18 protein-coding genes are annotated in these 22,314 nt (G+C 60.2%); 16 read left to right on the top strand and 2 right to left on the bottom strand.

The window, feature by feature from the left end:
- Positions 1-11 precede the first annotated feature (11 nt).
- Together AC0IXH_RS06835 and AC0IXH_RS06830 are read left to right on the top strand one after the other, a co-directional pair.
- Positions 12-824 carry a MetQ/NlpA family ABC transporter substrate-binding protein gene (locus AC0IXH_RS06835; RefSeq protein ID WP_013202087.1) on the top strand — a complete coding sequence of 271 codons (813 nt, stop codon included), beginning with the start codon at positions 12-14 and terminating at the stop codon, positions 822-824.
- A gap of 176 nt (positions 825-1,000) precedes the next feature.
- Positions 1,001-2,044, top strand: coding sequence for a PLP-dependent cysteine synthase family protein (locus AC0IXH_RS06830; RefSeq protein WP_346598807.1), 1,044 nt, complete (start codon positions 1,001-1,003; stop codon positions 2,042-2,044).
- 61 nt (positions 2,045-2,105) lie between these two features.
- On the opposite strand, the gene AC0IXH_RS06825 is transcribed toward AC0IXH_RS06830, so the two are convergent.
- A complete protein-coding gene (locus AC0IXH_RS06825) occupies positions 2,106-3,053 on the bottom strand; it encodes a sulfonate ABC transporter substrate-binding protein (RefSeq protein ID WP_013202089.1) in 948 nt (315 codons plus the stop codon).
- 94 nt (positions 3,054-3,147) lie between these two features.
- The gene (locus AC0IXH_RS06820; RefSeq protein WP_471720243.1) at positions 3,148-5,034 is read right to left on the bottom strand and encodes an aliphatic sulfonate ABC transporter substrate-binding protein; all 1,887 of its coding nucleotides are present in this window, start codon (positions 5,032-5,034) and stop codon (positions 3,148-3,150) included.
- A gap of 274 nt (positions 5,035-5,308) precedes the next feature.
- Here AC0IXH_RS06820 and ssuD point away from each other — a divergent pair, with 274 nt between their 5' ends.
- From ssuD to AC0IXH_RS06750, 14 genes are all read left to right on the top strand, one after another.
- A complete protein-coding gene (gene ssuD, locus AC0IXH_RS06815; RefSeq protein WP_013202091.1) occupies positions 5,309-6,475 on the top strand; it encodes an FMNH2-dependent alkanesulfonate monooxygenase in 1,167 nt (388 codons plus the stop codon).
- 3 nt (positions 6,476-6,478) lie between these two features.
- Positions 6,479-7,888, top strand: coding sequence for an FAD/NAD(P)-binding protein (locus tag AC0IXH_RS06810; protein WP_471720242.1), 1,410 nt, complete (start codon positions 6,479-6,481; stop codon positions 7,886-7,888).
- An 86-nt stretch (positions 7,889-7,974) separates the two neighbouring features.
- Positions 7,975-9,387, top strand: coding sequence for an LLM class flavin-dependent oxidoreductase (locus tag AC0IXH_RS06805; protein WP_013202093.1), 1,413 nt, complete (start codon positions 7,975-7,977; stop codon positions 9,385-9,387).
- Positions 9,380-10,396, top strand: a complete 1,017-nt coding sequence (locus AC0IXH_RS06800; protein WP_471720241.1) for a methionine ABC transporter ATP-binding protein — start codon at positions 9,380-9,382, stop codon at positions 10,394-10,396. Before AC0IXH_RS06805 ends, AC0IXH_RS06800 begins: the two co-directional genes overlap by 8 nt.
- Positions 10,393-11,088 carry a methionine ABC transporter permease gene (locus AC0IXH_RS06795; RefSeq protein ID WP_471720240.1) on the top strand — a complete coding sequence of 232 codons (696 nt, stop codon included), beginning with the start codon at positions 10,393-10,395 and terminating at the stop codon, positions 11,086-11,088. Before AC0IXH_RS06800 ends, AC0IXH_RS06795 begins: the two co-directional genes overlap by 4 nt.
- 2 nt (positions 11,089-11,090) lie before the next feature.
- On the top strand, positions 11,091-11,966 hold the full coding sequence (locus AC0IXH_RS06790; protein WP_265910421.1) for a MetQ/NlpA family ABC transporter substrate-binding protein: 876 nt from the start codon (positions 11,091-11,093) through the stop codon (positions 11,964-11,966).
- Positions 11,967-12,153: 187 nt separating this feature from the next.
- A complete protein-coding gene (locus AC0IXH_RS06785; RefSeq protein ID WP_105759041.1) occupies positions 12,154-13,617 on the top strand; it encodes an MFS transporter in 1,464 nt (487 codons plus the stop codon).
- Positions 13,610-14,821 carry an acyl-CoA dehydrogenase family protein gene (locus tag AC0IXH_RS06780; protein ID WP_471720239.1) on the top strand — a complete coding sequence of 404 codons (1,212 nt, stop codon included), beginning with the start codon at positions 13,610-13,612 and terminating at the stop codon, positions 14,819-14,821. Before AC0IXH_RS06785 ends, AC0IXH_RS06780 begins: the two co-directional genes overlap by 8 nt.
- 4 nt (positions 14,822-14,825) lie before the next feature.
- Positions 14,826-16,199: an LLM class flavin-dependent oxidoreductase gene (locus tag AC0IXH_RS06775; protein WP_013202099.1), complete on the top strand. Its 1,374-nt coding sequence runs from the start codon at positions 14,826-14,828 to the stop codon at positions 16,197-16,199.
- A gap of 102 nt (positions 16,200-16,301) precedes the next feature.
- Entirely contained in the window at positions 16,302-17,324 is a 1,023-nt protein-coding gene (locus tag AC0IXH_RS06770) for a sugar ABC transporter substrate-binding protein (protein WP_013202100.1), read from the top strand.
- Positions 17,314-18,840: a sugar ABC transporter ATP-binding protein gene (locus AC0IXH_RS06765; RefSeq protein WP_471720238.1), complete on the top strand. Its 1,527-nt coding sequence runs from the start codon at positions 17,314-17,316 to the stop codon at positions 18,838-18,840. Before AC0IXH_RS06770 ends, AC0IXH_RS06765 begins: the two co-directional genes overlap by 11 nt.
- Complete coding sequence (locus AC0IXH_RS06760) at positions 18,837-19,868, top strand: ABC transporter permease (protein WP_471720237.1); 1,032 nt, start codon at positions 18,837-18,839, stop codon at positions 19,866-19,868. The genes AC0IXH_RS06765 and AC0IXH_RS06760 overlap by 4 nt, the downstream gene beginning before the upstream one ends.
- On the top strand, positions 19,861-20,844 hold the full coding sequence (locus AC0IXH_RS06755) for an ABC transporter permease (RefSeq protein WP_151037503.1): 984 nt from the start codon (positions 19,861-19,863) through the stop codon (positions 20,842-20,844). Before AC0IXH_RS06760 ends, AC0IXH_RS06755 begins: the two co-directional genes overlap by 8 nt.
- 13 nt (positions 20,845-20,857) lie before the next feature.
- The gene (locus AC0IXH_RS06750) at positions 20,858-22,255 is read left to right on the top strand and encodes an LLM class flavin-dependent oxidoreductase (protein ID WP_471720236.1); all 1,398 of its coding nucleotides are present in this window, start codon (positions 20,858-20,860) and stop codon (positions 22,253-22,255) included.
- The last annotated feature ends 59 nt before the right edge of the window (positions 22,256-22,314 follow it).

The raw sequence follows: 22,314 nt of genomic DNA, 5'->3' as shown, positions 1-22,314 counted from the left end.
GGGGATTTACTGTGAAAAAAACACTGACACTGCTGGCTGCTGCCACTCTGGCTGCGATGAGTCTGAGCGCATGGGCTGATACGCTGACCGTTGGCGCGTCCAACGTGCCGCATGCTGAAATTCTGGAGCAGGCCAAGCCGATCCTGGCGAAGCAGGGCATCGATCTGGAAATCAAACCTTTCCAGGACTACATCCTGCCAAATACCGCGCTGGCCAGCCGTGATATCGACGCTAACTACTTCCAGCACGTGCCGTATCTGAACAGCGTGCTGAAAGACCATGCCGACGACAAGACCTATGATTTTGTCAGCGCTGGCGCAATCCATATCGAGCCCATTGGCATTTACTCGAAGAAATACAAATCGCTGAAGGATCTGCCACAGAACGGCAAAGTGATCATGCGTGATGCGGTGGCGGAAGAGGGCCGTATCCTGTCAATCTTTGAGAAGGCAGGCGTGATTAAGCTGAAGCCTGGCGTCAGCAAAGTGGACGCGCGCATCAGCGACGTGGTTGAGAACCCAAAACACCTGCAGTTTATTGCTAACGTCGAAGGCGCGCTGCTGCCGCAGATGTACAACAATGACGAAGGCGATGCGGTGGTGATTAACGCCAACTACGCCATTGATGCTGGCCTTAATCCGGTAAAAGATCCGATTGCCGTTGAAAGCGGTGAAAATAACCCGTACGCCAATATCATCACCGTGCACCGTGGCGATGAAAACAAGCCGGATATAAAAGCGCTGGTCACCGTGCTGCATTCGAAACAAATTCAGGACTGGATCCGCACCAAATATAAAGGTGCCGTTATTCCGGTGAATAACTGATTCCAGGTTTTGTTTATGCAAAGGCCGGGAAACCGGCCTTTTTCACATCGAGGCGTTATGCTTCGCGGACTTAGTTATTTCTCTGGAAACCTTTGCGCTATTTCTTAATTTACCTTTCAGACGATAAGCGGAATATTTGCCAGTAGATTGCTTAACCCGCCTGACTGGAGCGCATGATGACAATACATAATGGCATTACCGAACTGGTAGGTCAGACCCCGCTATTACGCCTCACCCGCTTTTCCCAACAGCATCAACTGACTGCCGATCTGGTCGCCAAGCTGGAATATTTTAATCCCAATCACAGCATCAAAGATCGCACCGCGCTGGCGATGATCGAAGCGGCGGAGCGCAGCGGCAAGCTCAGGCCGGGCATGACGCTGGTCGACACCACCAGCGGCAATACCGGCATTGGCCTGGCCGCGATTGCCGCGGCCAAAGGCTATAAGTTTCGCGTCTATCTGCATGACAAACTTAGCGCCGAACGTTTTGCCATCCTCAACGCCTTTGGTGCGGAAATCATCCCGTTTAGCGCGGTGCCCGGCTTCGACAAGGTGATCGAAGCGAGTGACGGCGACTTTGTGGCTGCCGCCCGCTGGCTGGCCGATAACGTGATCCTGAAAGAGCCGAATATCTGCTTCACCTGCCAGTTGGAAAACCCGGCCAATCCGCAGGCCCATTTCCACAATACCGGGCCGGAAATCTGGCAACAGGCCGGAGGGCAGGTTGACGTGCTGATCGCGTCCGTCGGCACCGGCGGCACGCTGTCAGGGGCGGGACGCTATCTTAAGCAGCTTAACCCGCAGATCGCACTGATCGCCGTCGAGCCCGGCCGCTTCAGCATCCCGGACAAGGACAACCCGGACACCCGCGAGATCACCGGCGTGCATGCCTTCAGCGAGGTGCCCCCGGAGCGGGTGCCACTGACGCTCGATCGCGGTTTGTGCGATGAAGCGATTGCGGTGGAGAGCTGGCAGGCGGTGCAGACGGCGAGGGAAGTCGCCTTGTCGGATGGCATCCTGGTGGGTGAGTCCTCGGGTGCGGTGCTGTATGCCGCGCGCGAGGTTGCCCGGCGGCCGGAATATGCCGGCAAGCGGATTGTGGCGATCCTCGCGGACAGCGGCCTGACCTACCTCTCCACCGGCCTGTTCGATCCCGCCCTCAGCGTTGAACAGCTGCAGGCGGCCGCGCTGAATCGCCAGGCGGAAGCGATCGCCTGAGTCACCCCAGCCCATAAAAAAGGGCAATCAGCTGATTGCCCTTTTTGCCATTACATCAACATTATTTCTTATCCAGCGACCAGGTTGCGCTGGCAACGTTAACCTTCACCGGCAGCAGGCCAATCTGGGTAAACTTATCTGCCAGCGCCTGCTGTTCCTTAAACACTTCCGGCGTCATTCGCTCTGCGCCAAACGGCATTCTGGCAATCGCCCGCTGCCAGATCGGCTGCGGCAAACCGGTCGACGTTGACAGTATTTTGGCTGCCTCTTCCGGGTTTTTGTTGGCCCAGTCGCTCAGCGTGCCGAGCTGATCGACCACCTGTTTGGCGGTCTGCGGATAGGTATCGGCAAACTTACGGCTGGAGAGATAGAAGGTGTAATGCGGCACCAGCCCTTCGGCATTTTTGATCAAACGGGCTTTGGCATTGGTTTCCACTTCCGCGTAGTAGGGATCCCAAATCACCCAGGCATCGACCGCGCCACGCTGGAAGGCGGCACGCGCATCGGCAGGCGGCAGATAAATGGCCTTCACGTCCTTGTAGCTTAATCCGGCATTTTCCAGCGCGCTGACCAGCAGATAGTTAACGTCGGAGCCTTTATTCAGCGCCACGCGTTTGCCTTTCAGGTCGGCCACGGTTTTGATGTCTGAGTTTTCCGGCACCACAATCGCTTCGGTTTTTGGGTTAGCGGGCGAGTGCGCCAGATACACCAGGTCGGCCTGCGCCGCCTGGGCGAAGGTCGGTGGCGCATCGCCGGTGGCGGCCAGATCGATACTGCCGACGTTTAGCCCTTCCAGCATCTGCGGGCCGGCCGGGAATTCGACCCACTTCACCGCGATGCCCTGTTTTTTAAACTCGGCGTCAAGCGTGCCGCGGTACTTCAGCAGCGCAAAAATATTGGCTTTCTGGAAACCGATAGTGACCTGTTTAGGGGCAGTTTCTGCCATAACGTTAAACGCCGAGGCACTGAGTGCGGCGGCAATCAGGCCGCTCAATACGATTTTTTTCATCTTTAATCCCGGTGTAATAGGTAATGTTTCAGCAACATAGCAAACCGCATGAAAACGGCTTAACGAGTAAAATTGCTTTGCTTAGCTGAAAAAATCATGGCCAGACCGCCTCTCGCACCTTGATCGCACGGGAAAGCAGGCCCAGCGCGTAAAAGCGATCCGCAATCGCCTGCTGCTGACGAATAATGGTCAAATCCATGCGCCGGGGCTGATGGCTGCGGCGCGCCAGCGCATGGCCGAGGGACGCGGTGGACAGCCCGAGCTCGGCGGAGAGCAGCGCGGCGGCCTCATCGCGGTGTGCCTCGATATACTGTCCGGTGTGTTCCAGGGCCGACATCAGCGTGTCCAGCAAATCGGCGGAATGCCCGACAAAGTCGCGATGCGCCAGATAGAACTGATGGTTGTTCACCCGGCCAACGCCGTTGGCGATCACCCGCAGCTGCTCGCCGTGTTCGGCATCGCTCAGCAGCGGGTCCCACATCATCCAGGCATCGACCGCATGATGATCGCTGGGGGTCAGCGGATATTTCGGCGGGGCATAGACCACGCGCACGTCGTCCACCGTCAGGCCCGCCTCATCGAGAATTTGCAGCAACAGGTAATGGACGTTGGAGCCTTTATTCACCGCGATGCGCTTGCCGCGTAAATCGGCCGGCGTCTGCACCGGGCTGTCGTGCGCCACCAGCAGCGCCACGCTTTGCGGCGCGGCGGGTTCCCAGGCGACATACAGCAGCGGACTGTTGCTGGCCTGGGCGAACAGCGGCGGCACCTCGCCGGTGGTGCCAAAATCGATCTCACCGTTGGTCAGCGCGTGCAGCAACTGCGGACCGGCGGGGAACTCGCTCCACAGCACGCTGACGCCACGATCGGCAAACTGCGTTTCCAGCGTCTGCCGCACTTTCAAAATCCCCAGATTGCCAAACTTCTGGTAACCAATCCGCAGTTCGCGCTCGCTGCTGCCCGATTCGTTCGGGGTTTTGCCTGTCGCGCCGGCCACACTGCGGCGGGCTTTAATCAGGCCCAGATGGCCAAGATGGGTGCGTAGCGTATTGCGGCTGATGCCCAACAGGGTGGCAGTTTGCAGCTGGTTGCCCTGGCTCAGTTCAAAGGCATTGCGCACCAGCGAATCCAGCACCCGCTGATAAAGCGGGCTGTCATTTTCCACCAGCTGCTGGCGTAAGAACGCATCCAGCGAATCGTCATCATGGGGCAGCGAGGTCAGATTGGCGGCGCTGAGCCGCAGCTGCTGCGGCGTAATCAGCGGCTCTCTGCTCAACAGCACCGCATTGTGCAGGGTGTTTTCCAGCTCGCGTATATTCCCCGGCCAGGCATAATCCATCAGCGTGCCCAGCGCTTCCTCACTGAGACGCAGCTGCGGACGGCCCAGCCGCCGGGCATACAGCGTTAAAAAGTGATCGGCCAGCAGCGGAATGTCTTCCCGCCGCTGGCGTAACGGCGGCAGCGCCACCGCCGCGACATTCAGCCGGTAATAGAGGTCTTCACGGAAACGACGTTCACGGATGGCATGCGCCAGATCGACATGGGTGGCCGCCACCACCCGAACGTTGACCTTTAACGGGCGACGCGATCCCACCCGCGTCACTTCGCGCTCCTGCAACACCCGCAGCAGCTTCACCTGCAACGGCAGGCTCAGCTCGCCGATTTCATCCAGCAGCAGCGTGCCGCCTTCCGCCGCTTCAAACCAGCCCTGATGACGATCTGCCGCGCCGGTAAAGGCGCCTTTCTCATGACCGAACAGTTCGGATTCGGCGAGGCTTTCGGTCAGCGCACCGCAGTTAACCGCCAGGAACGGCCGGTCGCGTCGCGGGCTGTGATGATGCAGATAGCGCGCCACCACCTCTTTGCCGGTGCCGGTTTCCCCGACGATCAGCACCGTGGCGTCGGTCGGCGCCAGGCGGTCCAGAACGCTCTGGAAGGCAATAGAAGCAGGATCAATTAACACCGGGCCGTGGGTTTGCATCGGGGATCCCTCACATTAAGCGGAACGGAAACCATACCTTCAGACGCGGGCGATAACGAGGGGGTGACCGGCCGGTTTGCTGCAAATGCAGCAGACGGTCATCAGTGGCTGTTGCATTTGCAGCAAAAAGGGACGGGGATCTTAAAATCTAACCCATTGAAAAATAATAACAATGGCAGGATTTAATTGTGGCATGGTTCCTGCTATGGTCTTTATAACCAAACGAGAATAATCAATACAATAAATTCAGATATCGTTATATAGGAAACGGATAATGAGCGACGCAGCGCAGGACAATCTCAACGTATTTTGGTTTTTACCGACCCACGGCGATGGCCGTTATCTCGGCACCACCGAAGGCGGAAGAGCCGTCGATCTGCCGTACCTGCAGCAGGTGGCGCTCGCCGCCGACAATCTGGGGTATTACGGCGTACTGATCCCCACCGGCAAAAGCTGCGAGGATTCCTGGTTAGTGGCCTCCGCGCTGGCGCCGATCACCAAACGGCTGCGCTATCTGGTCGCGGTGCGTCCCGGCTTACAGCCGCCGAGCCTGGCCGCGCGAATGGCCGCCACGCTGGATCGCCTGTCGGAAGGGCGTCTGCTGATCAACGTGGTGACCGGCGGCGATCCGGTAGAAAACAAGGGCGACGGCATCTTCCTCAGCCACGCCGAACGATACCAGGTCACCCGCGAGTTCCTCGAAGTCTATTCGCGCCTGTTAAAGGGCGAGAAGGTCGATTACCACGGCGAGCATATCCGCGTGGAAGGGGCTGAAGTGCTGTTCCCGCCGGTGCAGGAAGACGGTCCGCCGCTGTTCTTTGGTGGTTCTTCGGAAGAAGCGCTGGAGGTGGCCGCCAACCAGATCGATACCTATCTGACCTGGGGCGAACCGGTTGAACAGGTGGCGGAGAAAATCGCCGTGGTGCGTCAGCGCGCTGAAGAGCGGGGCCGCACGCTGGATTACGGCATTCGTCTGCACGTGATTGTGCGGGAAACCGAAGAAGAAGCCTGGGCCGCCGCCGACAAGCTGATTGCCCACCTTGATGATGACACCATCGCCGCCGCGCAGAAGATCTTCTCGCGGATGGATTCCACCGGACAGGCCCGCATGAGCGCGCTGCACGGCGGCTCGAAAGACGGGTTGCGCATCGCGCCTAACCTGTGGGCCGGCGTTGGCCTGGTGCGTGGCGGAGCGGGCACGGCGCTGGTAGGCAGTCCGCAGCAGGTGGCGGATCGTATTCGTGAATATCAGGCACTGGGCATCAAAAACTTTATCTTCTCGGGCTATCCTCATCTGGAAGAAGCGCACCGCTTTGCGGAACTGGTGATGCCGTTGCTGCCGCTGGCCAGCAATGCCGAGAAGCGCCAGCGTACCATCAATACCGGACCCTTTGGCGAAACCATCGGTGGCGATCGCCGTCCGGGCAAACAGGGAAACTGAGTCATGAGCGATCGGCAGATTGTCATTATCGGCGGCGGCTTTACCGGCACGGCGCTGGCTGTCCACCTGGCGCGGTTGGGTCACGCCGGACTGGAGGTGACAATTATTGAACCGCGCGCCCAGCTGGCTCAGGGGGTGGCCTATGGCACCATCGATCCGGCGCACAGGATTAACGTGCCGGCGGCCAGAATGCAGCTTTCAGCGGCGGAAGAAGGCGACTTTGACCGTTGGTATCGCGCCTCGGCCGCCTTTCAGATCGATGCCAAAGCCTTGTGGCAGGACGGCAAGGTCTATCCGCAGCGCGGCCAGTTTGGCGCTTACGTGGCAGGCAAGCTGGCCGAGGCGCTGAAAACCTCGGCGGTGCGGGTGAGCCATATTCAGGATCGGGCGATAGCGCTGCAAAACGGCGAGGTGCTGACGGCATCCGGCAGAAAATACCGCGCGGATGACGTGGTGCTGGCGGTCAGCCATCCGCCGCCTGCGGTGCCGGCAAAACTTCAGCAGGCGCTGGGCGGGCATCCGGGCCTGATCGCCAATCCGTGGCAGAGCGATGCGCTAAGTCAGGTGGCGAAAGACGATCGGGTGGCCATTATCGGATCCGGCTTAACCATGTCGGACGTGGTTGCCTCGCTGCACCGTCAGGGACATCGCGGCAGCATCGTCGCCTTCTCCCGCCGGGGTCAGCTGCCGCGTCCGAATATCACCGGTGACTTTGCGCCGCGACCACTGGATTACCAGCAACCGCAGGCCGCGACGGCGCTTGGCTGGTTGCGCCGTATCCGCCAGGAAGTTCGTCTGGCCGCCGCCGAACAGCAGCCGTGGCAGCTGGTGCTGGACGATATTCGCCTCAACGGTCAACGCCTGTGGCAACAGCTGTCGCTCAGCCAGCAGCGCAGTTTTCTGCGCCATCTGCGGCCGTGGTGGGATGTTCATCGCTACCGCATTGCGCCGCAGGTCAGCGCGGTGCTGACGCGACTGCTGCACAGCGGGCACCTTCAGGTGCTGGCCGCCAGCCTGCAACAGGTGGCGGTCGATAATGACACGGTGATCCTGACCCTGAAGCGACGCGGCCAGGCACAGGCCGACAGCGTGCAGGTCGACCGGCTGATCGTCACCACCGGCCCGGCCCACGGCGCGCTGTTAAGCAGTAATCCGCTGCTACAGCAGTTGGCGACGGAAGGGCTGATTAAGGCCGATCCGCTGGCGCTGGGGATCGCTGTCGATGCCCATTCCCGCACCCTGAACCGCCACGACCAAAGCAATCCCCATCTTTACGTCGTCGGGCCCGCCGCGCGCGGCCGCTTCGGTGAATTAATGGGCTTACCGCAGGTTGCCGAACACGCCGAATCCCTGGCGCAGCAGCTGCTGGGGATCGTTTCCCCGTCCGACGGCGAGCGATGTCCCCCGTCCTGATCCGCTGATTTTTCCTGAAAAATATCCTTTTACTGATTGCCGGAACGGAAGGGCGAGCCCTTGCCGTGCCTGCTATGGAGTCTGCTATGTCATCGCAACGTGAAATTCGCCTGAACGCTTTTGATATGAACTGTGTCGGTCACCAGTCTCCCGGCCTGTGGGCGCACCCGCGCGACCGCTCGTGGGAATATAAGGATCTGGCCTACTGGACCGATTTGGCCCGCCTGCTGGAAAGAGGCAAATTCGACGGGCTGTTTATTGCCGACGTGCTGGGGGTGTATGACGTGCTGGACGGCAACAACCATGCCGCGATCCGCAACGCGACCCAGGTACCGGTTAACGATCCGCTGGCGCTGATCACCCCAATGGCGTTAGTCACCGAACACCTTGGTTTTGGCCTGACCGCCTCGCTCTCCTTCGAGCATCCTTATCCGTTTGCCCGCCGCATTTCCACGCTGGATCACCTGACCAAAGGTCGCATCGGCTGGAACATCGTCACCTCGTATCTGGAGAGCGGGGCAAAGAATATCGGTCATCAGAGCCAGACCGATCACGATGCGCGTTATGACTATGCCGACGAATATCTGCAGGTGGTGTACAAGCTGCTGGAAGGCAGCTGGGAAGACGATGCGGTGGTACGCGACCGCGTGCGCGGCATCTTCAGCGATCCGACAAAAATCCACCCGATTAACCATCAGGGCACCTTCTTCCAGGTGCCGGGCATTCACCTGTGCGAACCGTCGCCGCAGCGCACGCCGGTGCTGTATCAGGCCGGAGCCTCCAGCCGGGGCAAGCAGTTTGCTGCTGAGCATGCCGAGTGCGTGTTTGTTGCCGCGCCATCAAAAGTGCTGCTGAAGAAAACCGTGGCGGATATTCGCCGTCGCGCGGCGGAGGCCGGCCGCGATCCGCGCAGTATCCTGATTTTTAACCTGCAAACGGTGATCGTCGGCGAAACCGACCAGGCAGCGCAGGCGAAGTGGGAAGAGTACAAAAAATACGTCAGCTATGAGGGCGCGCTGGCGCTGATCTCCGGCTGGACCGGGATCGATTTTGGCCAGTATCAGCCGGACCAGGTACTTAAACACCTGCACACCAACGCCATCCAGTCGGCGGTGGAAACCTTCTCCACCGCCGATCCGGATCGTCAGTGGACGGTGCAGGCGCTGGCCGACTGGGTGGGGATTGGTGGTTTTGGCCCGCTGCTGGTGGGCAGTGCAGAAACCGTCGCCGACGAGCTGCAAAGCTGGGTGGAAGAGACCGATGTCGATGGCTTTAACCTCGCCTACGCCGTCACTCACGAAACCTTCACCGATGTGGTGGAGTTGCTGATCCCGGAGCTGCAAAAACGCGGCGTCTACAAGAAGGACTATCAGCCGGGCACCCTGCGCGAAAAACTGTTTGGCCAGGGCGACCGTCTTGCAGCGCCGCATCCTGGCGTGGGCTATCGCCGCGTGTCGGGCGACGTGCCGCAGCCGGAGAGTGAGGTGCTCAATGATTGAAATCTCTGAGCTGAAAAAACACTATCCCGCGCCGGGCGGGAAAACGGTGGAGGTGTTGAAAGGCATCTCGCTGACCGTACCAGTGGCGTCGATCACCGCCGTGGTCGGCCCGAGCGGCGCGGGAAAATCCACGCTAGCGAAGTGCATCAGCCTGCTGGAAAAACCCTCGTCGGGCAGCATCCGGGTCAATGGCGAGGATCTGTCGCAGCTGTCGGGTGACGCGCTGCGCGCCAAACGCCGGGCCATTGGCACCGTGTTTCAGTCGTCAGCGCTGTTGCAGCGTAAAACCGCCTGGGAAAACATCGCGCTGCCGCTGGAGTGGCTCGGCGTGGTGCCCGGTGAAATCAAACGCCACGTCGGGCAGCTGCTGGACAGCGTCGGCCTGAGCGATAAAGCCAACGCCTTTCCGGCGCAGCTGTCCGGCGGCCAGCGCCAGCGTGTCGGGATTGCCCGCGCGCTGGCGCTGAAACCGTCGGTGCTGCTGGCCGATGAAGCCACTTCGGGGCTGGATCCGCAGGCCACCAGTTCAATCCTCGCATTGCTGAAACAGCTGCGCGATCGCTTTGGCCTGTCGATTATTTTGATCACCCATGAAATGGACGTGGTGCGCAGGGCGGCGGATGCGGTAGCCGAAATCAGCGACGGTCGGCTGGTGCAGCAGGGCACCCTGAGCGATCTGCTCTCCAGCCCGCAGTCGAGCCTGGGACAACGGCTGTTTCCGCTACAGCCGCTGGAGGCGTCGGGGGATATTTTGCTGCAGCTGACCTATGGCGATCGCCCGCTGGCCACCGACTGGATCAGCCAGCTTAGCCAGCAATATCAGCTGCACATCGATCTGCTGGCGGCGCACGTTGAGCAGGTGGGTGAGCGGCTGGCAGGGCGGATGCGCATCGCCGTGCGCTTTGGCGCGCAGCGGCCCCGCCATCAGGTGCTGATCCAGCAGCTTTATCAACTGGGTATCAATGCCGAAATTCTCGATCTCCAGCCCGCATTGCAGGAGGCCGGATGAAACCCGCAGACGTCATGAGCCATGACACCCCGTGGCGCGATATCCACACCCTGATGCTGCCGGCCTACGGCGAAACCTGGCTGATGGTCGGCATCGTGATGCTGTTTGTGGTCACCTTCGGCGGCCTGTTGGGCATCGTGCTGTTTAACACCTCAAAGCGCGGATTGTTTCCACATGTGGCACTGAACCGCAGCCTGAGCTGGATAGTGAACATGGGACGCTCACTGCCGTTTCTGGTGCTGATGGCGGCGATCATTCCGTTCACCTTCTGGCTGACGGGTAGCACCATCGGCATCCCTGCGGCGGTGATCCCAATGATTGTTGCCGGTACGCCGTTCTTTGCCCGGCTGGTGGAAACGGCGCTGCGCGAGCTGCCGGCTGACGTCACCGCCGTGGGGCTGGTCTCCGGCGGGTCGACCTGGCAAATCATCCGCCGGGCGCAGGTCAGCGAAGCCTTGCCCGCCATCGTTGCGGCTATCGTGCTTAACCTGATCTCGATGATTGAGTACTCGGCGATTGCCGGCACCATCGGCGCAGGCGGTATCGGTTATCTGGCGGTGGTCTACGGCTATCAGCGCTTCGACAACCACATCATGATCGCCACCATTCTGGTGCTTATTGCCACCATTCAACTGATTCAGTTTACTGGCGACCGCCTGGTTGCCGCACTTCAACCTTCTCAGGGATCCTGACCATGTCGCAGCACCAGTTTGAAATCAGAAAAAAGAAAAAATGGCCGGGCGTTGTCGCCGTGGTGGTAGTGATTGCCGTGGCGGGCGTGGCCTGGCATCTGCTGGCGAAAAAGAGTGACGCCGTCACCTTTACCGACACGCTGAAAGTCCACTTTGAACCGGCGATGGCCGGTGAGGAGCGCATTATCCAGTACGTCGGTCAGCATATCGCGCCGGATTACGGCATCAAGCTGGAAGCGGTGGGCCTGCAGGATCCGGTGCAGGCAGACCGCACGGTGGCCGACGGCCAGTATGCCGCCACCGTCTATCAGCATCAGTGGTGGTTAAAGCAGGTGGTCGACGCCAACAAGTTTGCTTTAACCCCGGCGCTGCCGATTTTCCAGTGGGCGTTTGGCATCTACTCCGATCGCTATAGCTCGATTAAGGATTTACCGGAAGGCGCGGAAATTGTGGTGCCCAATGACGGTGCCAATCAGGGCCAGGCGCTGTGGTTGTTGCAACGCATCGGCCTGATTGGTCTGGATCCGGCGGTGGAGCCGCGAATGGCGCAGCTTAAGGACATCAAAACCAACCCGCATAATTTCAAGTTCAAGGAGCTGGACCTGTTAACCATGCCGCGCGCATTGAACTCGGTGGATGCGGCGATTGGCTACGTGTCCCAGTTTGACGCCGGCAAAGTCCCGCGTGAGAAAGGGATCCTTTTCCCGCCCGCGCCGAAAACCTTTGCCTCGCAGCTGGTGATTGGCACGCCGTATCTGGACGACGAGAACATCGTCAAGCTGAAGAAGGCCTTTGCCGACCCACGCTTGCAGCAGTGGCTGAAAGAGACCAATGACCCGTTAGTGAAAGGTGTGCTGGTGCCTGTTTCGGCAGAATAATCGCGCGCGTTTTAACCCTGAATCACCGGATAGGCCTTTGGCTTATCCGGTGATTCAGCTTGTCAAAAAAACGTGAATATCTTATTGATTTTTATGGTTTTATAATGATTATTTGTTGTTTGTCCCCGCCGCAAGATCCTTCTATAAACAGCTCATCACCCGCGAATAATAAAATGATGAGGCCAGTATGAGCACGATTAATCTTGAGGGCGAACGGATACTCCCGCCGCCGCATTCAACACCGATAAGCTCTGTCAGTGACGTGGCAAACGTCATTAACAGCAGCAGCAGTAAAAACAGCTACGCCCGCTGGATCGTGTTTCTGGCACTGGGCGGCGTCTTCCTCGATGCCTACGATCTGACCACGCTGTCCTACGGGATTGATGACGTGGTGAAAGAGTTCGGGCTGACGCCAACCCTGACCGGGCTGGTGACCTCGTCGATCATGATCGGCACCATCGTCGGCAACCTGGTCGGCGGCTGGCTGACCGATAAGTACGGCCGCTACTCGGTATTTATGGCCGACATGCTGTTTTTTGTGGTGTCGGCGATCGCTGCTGGACTGGCACCGAACGTCTGGGTGCTGATCGGCGCGCGTTTCCTGATGGGCGTCGGCGTCGGGATTGATTTGCCGGTGGCGATGGCCTACCTGGCGGAATTCTCTAAATTCACCGGCAAGGGCAATAAAGCCTCGCGGCTGGCAGCCTGGTGCCCGATGTGGTACGCCGCGTCCTCGGCCTGTTTCTTTATCATTTTTGCCCTCTATTTCCTGCTGCCGAAAGAGCATCTGGACTGGCTGTGGCGCGCATCGCTGCTGTTTGGCGCGGTGCCTGCGCTGCTGATCATCGCCGTGCGCAGCAAGTTTATGAATGAATCGCCGCTGTGGGCGGCCAATCAGGGCGATCTGAGTGGTGCGGTGCGTATCCTGCGCGATTCCTACGGCATCGTTGCCCACGAGGCTGAGCCAGAAAAGCCGGCGGTTGAGAAAAAAGCGCCGCCAAAGGTCAGCTTCCGCGTGCTGTTCCAGAAACCCTATCTGGAGCGCACCGTGGTGACCGCGGTGATGAACGTCTGTATCTCGTTTGAATACACCGCGATTGCCTTCTTCCTGCCGTCGATTCTGGCGCAGTTCTTGGGCGCCGGCGTGTTTGAAACCATCTCCGCCTCGCTCGGCCTTAACGCACTGTTTGCCTTTACCGGCGGCCTGTTGGGCATGCGCCTGGCGTGGAAATTCCCGTCACGGCATGTGGCGATCGCCGGCTTTGCGCTGCAGTTTATCGCGCTGATTTCGCTGGCGCTGGTCGGCCATCCTGAAGCGACCGCCGGGGTGGTGTTTGCCATGCTGATGCTGGGTCTGTGGCTGTTCGCCGAAGGCTTTGGCCCTGGCGCGCAGATGATGATCTATCCGGCGCTCTCTTATCCCACCCATATTCGCGCCACCGGCGTCGGCTTTGGCCGCTCGCTGTCGGGCATTGGCAGCGCGCTGGCGCTGTTTATCCTGCCGATCCTGCAGGCGGCGTACGGCACCAATATGTTCTGGATTGTCTCGCTGGCCGCCATTATCCCGATTTTCTTCCTGCTGATTATTCGCTTCGAACCGACCCGTCAGGACATTGACACCGAACACGAAACTGGAGAACACCATGTCTGAAGCCACTTACCCGGATTACGAAATTCTGGCCGCCCGATTCCGTCCGATATTTAACCAGATTGCCGAAGGCGCGGTCGCGCGTGAACATCAGCGGACGCTGGCCGATGAGCCGATCCGCTGGCTGAAGCAGGCCGGATTCGGCACCCTGCGCATCCCGGTCGATCAGGGCGGATTGGGTGCCAGCCTGCCGCAGCTGTTCCAGTTGCTGACTGAACTGGCCGAAGCCGACTCCAACCTGCCGCAGGCGCTGCGCGCCCATTTTGCCTTTGTCGAAGATCGCCTGAATCAGCCCGACAGTGAAGGGCGTCGCCAGTGGTTCAGCCGGTTTGCCGACGGTGAACTGGTCGGCAGCGGCTGGAGCGAAATCGGCAACCTGAAGCTGGGCGAAATCAAAACCCGGGTGTCGCCGGGCGAAAACGGCTGGCGGCTGAACGGCGAGAAGTTTTACAGCACCGGCACGCTGTACGCCGACTGGATCGATGTCTTTGCGAAGCGCACCGACAACGACCGCGATGTGATTGCGCTGGTCAGTACCCATCAACCGGCGGTCCAGCGCGACGATGACTGGGATGGCTTTGGTCAGCGCCTGACCGGCAGCGGCACCACGCGCTTTAACGAGGCGGAGGTGGAGCAGGCGCACGTCTATGACTTCAGCGAACGCTTCCGCTATCAGACCGCGTTTTACCAGCACGTATTGCTGGCGACGCTGGCCGGCATTGGCCGCGCCGTCAGCCGCGATGCTGCGCAGGGCGTGGCGGCGCGTAAGCGTATCTACAGCCACGGCAACGCGCCGCTGGTGAAGCAGGATGTGCAGGTGCTGCAGGTGGTCGGACAGATCGACAGCTGGGCATGGGCGGTGGAGTCCGCCGTGCAGCGCGCCGGCCATTCGCTGCAACGGGCGTTTGACGTCGAGCATCAGGGCGGCAGCGAAGAGGCGATCCAGCAGGCCAACGTGCAGGCGGAGCTGGAAGCTGCCAAAGCGCAGGTGATTGCCACCGAGCTGATCCCGCGTGCCGCCACCGAACTGTTTAACGCGCTGGGCGCATCGGACACCCGCGTCAGCAAGGCGCTGGATCGTCACTGGCGTAACGCGCGCACCGTGGCGTCACACAACCCGGTGATTTACAAAATCCGCAACGTCGGCGACTGGGCGGTTAATGGCCGCGAACCGACGTTTATCTGGCAGATTGGCAATGGGGAATAGGGCTGTGGACGCGCCGAAAAAAATCCTGTTAAACGCCTTCAATATGAACTGCGTTGGGCATATTCATCACGGCATGTGGACGCATCCTCAGGATCGTTCCACGGAATTTAACAGCCTGAGTTACTGGCTGGACCTGGCGAAGATCCTCGAAAAAGGGCTGTTTGACGGGCTGTTTATCGCCGACATTCTCGGCGTGTACGACGTCTATCAGCAGGGGATCGCCCTGACCGCCAGCGAATCTATCCAGCTGCCGGTCAACGATCCGCTGATGCTGGTGTCGGCAATGGCCAGCGTCACCGAACATCTGGGCTTTGGTTTGACCGCCAACCTGAGTTACGAAGCGCCGTATCCGTTTGCCCGCCGCTTTTCGACGCTCGATCACCTGACCGCCGGTCGGGTGGGCTGGAATATCGTCACCGGTTATCTCGACAGCGCCGCCCGCGCCATGGGGCAGACGCAGCTGTTGGGGCATGACCGTCGCTACGATCAGGCCGATGAGTTCCTCGACGTCAGCTATCAGCTGTGGGAAGGCAGCTGGGAAGAGGATGCGGTGCTGGCCGACCGTCAACAGCGGCGCTATGCCGATGCCAGCAAAATTCATCCTGTGCGTCATCACGGGGAATTTTATCAGGTTGAGGGTTATCACCTTTCCCAGCCGTCTCCGCAACGCACGCCGCTGCTGTTCCAGGCGGGAAGTTCTGCACGGGGCATCCAGTTCGCCGCGCGCCATGCGGAGTGCACCTTTGTTAATGGCAGCACGCCACAGGCGATGCGCGCACAGGTGGACAGGCTGCGGCAGGCGGCGAAAGAGGCCGGCAGGTTGCCGGAGGATCTGAAAATCTTTATGGGCATTTCGGTGATCGTCGCTCCCACCGAACGCGAGGCGCAGGAGAAGCATCAGGAATACCTGCGTTATGCCAGCCCGGAGGCGGGCATTGCCCACTTCTCCAGCTCGACCGGCATCGATCTGGCGGCGTTCGACCTTGATGAGCCGATTCAGAGCGGTGCCACCCGGGCGATCGAGTCGGTCAGCAAAGCCTACAGCGGCTGGACCAAACGTCAGCTGCTGGAGCAGCATGCGTTGGGGGGACGCTACGCGCTGATTGTCGGCGATCCGCAACAGGTCGCGACCGCGCTGATCGACTGGATCGACCAGGCCGGGATCGACGGCTTTAACCTCACGCGCATCGTTAATCCGCAAAGCTATATCGACTTTATTGAATTAGTGGTGCCGGAACTGCAACAGCGCGGGCGGTATAAGACCGCTTATCAGCCCGGCTCGCTGCGGAAAAAACTGTTTAATAGCGACAGGCTTGCCGAACGCCATCCGGCCGCAGCCTGGCGTAAAGGAGGGCGGAATTACCGCAATAATCAGTAATCCGTTCTATTGCTAAAACTCGCTCAGGCTTAGCTGAAATTGATCTGAATGGATTAATTTCAGCATGCTAAGTTGAACTCTTATTAATTTCACCAGGTACAGATGATGATTAGCCAAAATATAAAAAACAGTGCGGTTATTAAGTCAGGTTTGCGTGCGTCAGGTTTAGCCTTATTTACCCTGTCGGTGTTATTTTCCTTATCCGCTCAGGCGGCACCGAATGGTGAAGTGCCGTCGTTGCAGGGGAAACGCATCGGGATCACCGTGGCCGGGACCGATCACTACTGGGACCTGAAAGCCTATCAGGGTCAGGTGGATGAGGTGAAACGCCTTGGCGGCACACCAATCGCGCTGGATGGCGGCAGGAAGGAGGCGCAGCAAATCGGCCAGATCCAGACGCTGATCGCGCAAAAGCCGGACGCAATTATCGAAACGCTCGGCACCGCCTCGGTACTGGAACCCTGGCTGAAAAAGATTCGCGCCGCCGGGATCCCCTTATTTACCGTCGATACCGCCAGTCCGTCGAGTATTAACGTTACCACCTCAGATAACTTTTATATTGGCGAGCAGCTGGCGCTGAAAATGGTTAACGATCTGCATGGCGAGGGCAATATTCTGGTATTTAACGGTTTCTATGGTGTGCCGGTGGTTGCCATGCGTTATGACCAGCTCAAAGCGGTATTAAAATGGTATCCAAAAATTAAAATCATTCAGCCGGAACTGCGTGATGTGATCCCCAATACGGTGCAGGATGCCTATGCGCAAATTAGCCAGCTGTTAAATAAATACCCGAAAGGCACGGTGCAGGCGATCTGGGCGGCGTGGGATGTGCCGCAAATTGGGGCTACCCAGGCGGTGGATGCCGCCGGGCGCAGCGAAATCAAAACCTACGCCGTTGACGGCAGCCCGGACGTGGTGTCGCTGGTGAAGGATCCGAAATCCAGCGCCGCGTCGGTCGTGGCGCAGCAACCGTACCTGATCGGCCAGACCGCGGTGCAGAACGTCGCACGCTATCTGGCGGGCGATCGTTCTCTGCCGCCAGCCACCTACGTACCGGCGCTGGTGGTGACCAAAGAGAATGCCGCTGAGGTGCAGAAAACGCTGGGACAGAGCGATGCAAAATAGCGCTCCGCTGCTGGCGATGAGCAACATCAGTAAAGCTTTTGCCGGTATCCCGGCGCTGCGTCAGGTGTCGCTGACGCTGGCAGCCGGGGAAATCCATGGCCTGATCGGCCATAACGGCGCGGGCAAATCGACGCTGATCAAAATTCTCGCCGGGCTGCAGCAGGCGGATGACGGGCAGATTGTGCTGGAAGGGCGGGAAACCGCGCTTCCTTCGCCGCAGGCGGCAAAGGCGCTGGGGATTGAAATTGTCCATCAGGAGCGGCTGCTGGCCCCGAGCCTGACGGTGGCGGAAGCGCTGTTACTGGGTGAGGAGCCGCGCTATCCCGGCCTGCCGTTGATCAACCGACGGCTGATGCGCCGCACGGCGGCACAGGCGATTACCGATCTGTTTGGCATCGCCATTCCTCCCGATCGCCTGATCGCCGATTTAAGCGTGGCGGAGCAGCAGCTGGTGCAGATTACCCGAGCCATGCGCCAGTCGCCGCGCATTCTGGTGTTTGACGAGCCGACCGCCGCATTAGGGCAACATGAAGTGGCGGCGTTGTTTCGCGCCATTCGCCGCTTGCAGCAAAAGGGTCTGGCGATCCTCTACGTCTCGCATTATCTCGATGAAATTACCGCGCTTTGTCAGCAGGTGACCGTGCTGCGCGATGGCCGTAACGTCGCCCATCATCAGGTCAGTCAGATCACCGCCAGCCAGCTGATCGGCGATATGCTTGGCGGCGAACAAAAAGCGCTGACCCGCCGGGATGCGCAGCCGCAAACGCATCCGCTGTTGCGGGTTGACAATCTGGCGGCCGCCGGGCGCTTCGAACAGGTCAGCTTTACCGCGTATCGCGGTGAAATCCTTGGTATCACCGGCCTGCTGGGCTCCGGCGGCAAGGCGCTGGTGCGCGCGCTGTTTGGGCTGGAACATGGCCTGAGCGGCGCGCTGACGCTGGATGGCGAGGCCTGGCTGCCGCATTCGCCGCATCAGGCGGTGAAGCATGGCGTGGCCTTTGTGCCGGAAGATCGCCGGGCCAACGGCATCGCGCCGGATCTGAGCGTCAGGGAAAATATCGCGCTGACCAGCCTGTCGGCCTTAACGCAAAAGCTGCTGATCGATGGCGGTAAAGAACGCCGCCTGGTGGCGGACAATATCCGCGATCTGGGGATCCGCACGCCCGGCGAGCGGGCCGCCGTGCGCCTGCTGTCCGGCGGCAACCAGCAAAAGGTGGTGCTGGCAAAATGGCTGAATACCGGGGCGAAAGTCTTTCTGCTGGATGAGCCGACGGTGGGGGTGGATATCGGTGCGAAGGCCGAAATCTACCGCGCGCTGCACCAGCTGGCGGCCAGAGGGGCGCTGGTGATCCTGTTCTCAACCGATTTACTGGAGTTGCAGTCGCTCAGCGATCGCATCCTGGTGATGGCGCGCGGCAAAGTGGTGAAAACCCTGCAGGGCGCGGACACCGATGACCATGAAATCCTCGCCTGGGCCGCTGGCGCACAGTCGGCAGAGACGGGAGCGTTAACATGACCGAACTTTCTTCTGCTGCGTCAGCAACGGCGGTTAGCGGACGCACTGCCTCCGCGCGCGATCGTAAAGGGCCGCTGCTGCAAGTGGGCGCGTTTCTGCTGATTATTGCGGTGCTGGCGGTGTTTGCCTTCCTGTCACCCATTTTCCTCACCTTCGGCAATCTGGGCAACGTCCTGCAGCAAACTGCGGTCACCGGCACGCTGGCCTTTGGCCTGACGCTGGTGCTGAGCGGTGGCGGCAGCCATTCGCTGACCGGCGGCATCGATCTGTCGGTGGCGGCCAATATGGGCCTCAGCGCGGCGGTTTTTGCCACTCAGCTTAGCCAGGGCGCGTCGCTTGAAACCGCCTTGCTGTTGGCATTACTTACCGGCGGCGCGGTCGGGCTGGTCAACGCCATCGCGGTGGTGTGGCTGAAGATTCTGCCGCTGTTAGCCACCCTGACCACCATGAATATTGCCCTCGGGCTGGAGATGGTGGTGACGCAGAATTCAACGGTGCCGGTGAGCGGCCCGCTGTTCGATACGCTGATTGGCGCAGGGCCGCTATCGCTGCCGTGGCTGGCCTGGGCCTTTGCCATTGTGGCAGGGCTGTTCGCTGTTCTGACCCATCTTTCTCCGTTCGGCCTGCGGCTGCAGGCGGTGGGCAGTCATCCGCTGGCCGCACGGGCCAACGGGCTGTCCGTCGCGCGCTATCTTGCCGCCAGCTACGTGCTTTGCGGGCTGGCAGCCGGTCTGGCGGCATTCGGTTCGGTCACGGTGCTCAGCGGCAGTTCGCCGGGTGCCAACGATAACCTGCTGATGGTGATCGCCGCCGTGTTGCTTGGCGTGGTCTTCTCGCGTCGGCTGGTGCCCACCATCCTCGGCACGCTGGTCAGCGTGGTGTTCCTCGGGCTGATCGCCAATGGTTTCCAGCTGATCAACGTCTCCAGCTACTGGATCAACGGCGTGGAAGGCGTGCTGATCCTGCTGGTTGTCTCGCTGACCGCCTTCCTGCGTCAACGCCATCAAAGGAGTAAGGTCCTTGTCTGATATCACTCTGTCGCCGGTCCTGACCCGGCTGCGTGGCAACCTGCTGCGGGTCAGCGTGTTGATCTGTTTTGCTGCGCTGCTGATCTTCTTTAGCTGCTTCGCGCCAGGATTCTTCAGCCTCAATAATCTGCAAAGCGTGCTGCTGAATAATGTCGCGCCGCTGGCGATTGCCGCGCTGGCGATGACCGTGGTGGCCTCGATGGGGGCCATTGACCTGTCTATCGGTACCGCCATCGATTTTGCCTGCCTGGTGCTGGTGACGCTGATGCTGCATCAGGTCGGCCTGCCGCTGGCGCTGGGCGCGGCGTTACTGGCGGCGCTGTGCGTCGGGCTGTTCAACGCCTTTCTGGTGGCGGTGCTCGGCGTGGAGCCGTTTCTGGCCACGCTCGGCACGCTGTTTATCGGCCAGAGCGTGCAACAGCTTTCGTCGGGCGGCGGCCAGCCGGTCTATTTACTCAGCCAGGTGCTGCCGCCAGGCTTCTCCGCCATCAGCCACGGTTCGCTGGCGGGGATCCCGCTGCCGCTGTGGTACGTGCTGGTGATTGCCGTGGTGCTGCATATCCTGCTGCAACGCACCCGCTTTGGTCGCGCGCTGACCTTTACCGGCGTGCAGATCAGCGTCGCCCGCTACTCGGGCATCGCCGTGGGCCGCACGCTGGCGGTGGGATTTGTGCTCAGCGCGGTGGTGGCGGGCGTGGTGGGGCTGATGCTGGCCGCCAACGTTAAGGCCTGGGTGCCGATGTCGGGCAATGCCTACCTGCTGAACGCTATCGGCGCGGCCTTTATCGGCAGCACCTTTTCGGCTCAACGGCGGCCCAACGTCGCGGGGACCTTGCTGGGCGTGGTGTTGCTGAGCTTTGTCGCCAACGGGCTGTTGCTGATTGGCTGGAACTTTTACTGGCAGCAGGTCGCCACCGGCGTGCTGATTTTTCTGGTGCTGGCCGCCGGTGCGCTGAAAGGCCGGCAACGCGCCTGAACAAGGAACAATGATGACTGACAAGACGCCGCAACCCTTTATCCTGTTCGGCTTTATGATGAACGTGGTCGGGCATATTTCCGCCGGATTATGGCGCCATCCCGAGGACAGCGCCGACCGCTATAAGGATATCCGCTACTGGGTGGAGATCGCCCGCTTGCTGGATGATGCGGGCTTTGACGCGCTGTTCCTCGCCGATGCGTTGGGGCAGCTGGATGTCTACCAGGGCAACGCTGACAGCGCCTTGCGACTGGCGGCGCAGATGCCGGTGAACGATCCGCTGCTGCTGGTTTCGGCGATGGCGGCCGCCACCCGCGATCTGAGCTTTGGGGTGACGGTGTCGACCACTTATGAACACCCCTATCTGCTGGCACGAAAATTCACCACCCTCGATCATCTGACCAACGGCCGGATTGGCTGGAATATCGTCACTTCAATGCTGGATTCAGCGGCTCGCAACCTCGGACTGACCCGGCAAATTTCCCATGACGAACGCTACGATCGCGCGGAAGAGTTTCTGCAGGTCACCGGCAAGTTATGGGAAGGGTCCTGGGAAGACGACGCGGTGCGGAATAACAAACGGCAGGGGGTGTATACCGACCCGCGCAAGGTGCATCCGATCGCGCACCAGGGCCGCTATTATCAGGTGCCGGATGCGCACCTCAGCGAGCCCAGTCCACAACGCACGCCGGTGCTGCTGCAAGCGGGCACCTCATCGCGCGGCAGCCACTTTGCCGCGAAACATGCCGAAGTCATTTTTATGGCCGGGCTGACCGCCGAGGCGATCCGCAACGATATTGCGCTTATTCGCACGCTGGCGGCGGAGTACGGGCGCGATCCCGCCTCGCTGCGCTTTATTGCGGCGGTCACCGTGGTCACCGGGGAAAACGATGCGCAGGCCCAGGCGCGCTATGAGGATTTCCAGCACTACATCAGTGAAGAGGCGGCGCTGGCGCTGTTCTCCGCCTGGACCGGCGTTGACTGGTCGGCGTTCGATTTGGATCGTCCGCTGGAGTATATCGAAACCGATGCCTGCCGTTCCGCGCTGGCCAGCCTGACCCGAATTGACGCAGGCCGACAGTGGACGCTGCGGGAAGCGGCAGGTTACATCGCCATTGGTGGCCTGCATCCGACGCTGGTCGGCGGCGCGGCCACTGTCGCCGATCGGCTTGAGCAGTTTGCGGCTGAATCCGGCGTCGATGGTTTTAATATCGGTTATGCGATCAGTCCCGGCAGCTTTGAAGATTTCGTCCACTATGTGGTGCCTGAACTCGCGGCGCGCGGCAGGATCGCCGCCAGACCGGCCACGCCCTTAACGCTGCGTGAGCGGTTACAGGGCGAAGGGCAATCAAGGCTGCCGGACGATCATCCCATCAGCCAGTACCGTCATAACCGCTCTGAACCCAGCTAACCCTGCTTTCCTGTGCCAGGCTTAACAGCGATGCATAGCATAAGACATCGCCTGAGACC

Source organism: Erwinia sp. AC075 (assembly GCF_979253995.1).
The sequence above is the reverse complement of the archived record's forward strand: the minus strand, read 5'-3'. Positions and strand labels throughout refer to the sequence as shown.

Excerpts from the sequence above, each read along its gene's own strand:
- AC0IXH_RS06830 (WP_346598807.1), top strand. The coding sequence starts at position 1,001 with ATGACAATACATAATGGCATTACCGAACTGGTAGGTCAGACCCCGCTA.
- AC0IXH_RS06825 (WP_013202089.1), bottom strand. The coding sequence starts at position 3,053 with ATGAAAAAAATCGTATTGAGCGGCCTGATTGCCGCCGCACTCAGTGCC.
- AC0IXH_RS06820 (WP_471720243.1), bottom strand. The coding sequence starts at position 5,034 with ATGCAAACCCACGGCCCGGTGTTAATTGATCCTGCTTCTATTGCCTTC.
- ssuD (WP_013202091.1), top strand. The coding sequence starts at position 5,309 with ATGAGCGACGCAGCGCAGGACAATCTCAACGTATTTTGGTTTTTACCG.
- AC0IXH_RS06810 (WP_471720242.1), top strand. The coding sequence starts at position 6,479 with ATGAGCGATCGGCAGATTGTCATTATCGGCGGCGGCTTTACCGGCACG.
- AC0IXH_RS06805 (WP_013202093.1), top strand. The coding sequence starts at position 7,975 with ATGTCATCGCAACGTGAAATTCGCCTGAACGCTTTTGATATGAACTGT.
- AC0IXH_RS06800 (WP_471720241.1), top strand. The coding sequence starts at position 9,380 with ATGATTGAAATCTCTGAGCTGAAAAAACACTATCCCGCGCCGGGCGGG.
- AC0IXH_RS06795 (WP_471720240.1), top strand. The coding sequence starts at position 10,393 with ATGAAACCCGCAGACGTCATGAGCCATGACACCCCGTGGCGCGATATC.
- AC0IXH_RS06790 (WP_265910421.1), top strand. The coding sequence starts at position 11,091 with ATGTCGCAGCACCAGTTTGAAATCAGAAAAAAGAAAAAATGGCCGGGC.
- AC0IXH_RS06785 (WP_105759041.1), top strand. The coding sequence starts at position 12,154 with ATGAGCACGATTAATCTTGAGGGCGAACGGATACTCCCGCCGCCGCAT.
- AC0IXH_RS06780 (WP_471720239.1), top strand. The coding sequence starts at position 13,610 with ATGTCTGAAGCCACTTACCCGGATTACGAAATTCTGGCCGCCCGATTC.
- AC0IXH_RS06770 (WP_013202100.1), top strand. The coding sequence starts at position 16,302 with ATGATGATTAGCCAAAATATAAAAAACAGTGCGGTTATTAAGTCAGGT.
- AC0IXH_RS06765 (WP_471720238.1), top strand. The coding sequence starts at position 17,314 with ATGCAAAATAGCGCTCCGCTGCTGGCGATGAGCAACATCAGTAAAGCT.
- AC0IXH_RS06760 (WP_471720237.1), top strand. The coding sequence starts at position 18,837 with ATGACCGAACTTTCTTCTGCTGCGTCAGCAACGGCGGTTAGCGGACGC.
- AC0IXH_RS06750 (WP_471720236.1), top strand. The coding sequence starts at position 20,858 with ATGACTGACAAGACGCCGCAACCCTTTATCCTGTTCGGCTTTATGATG.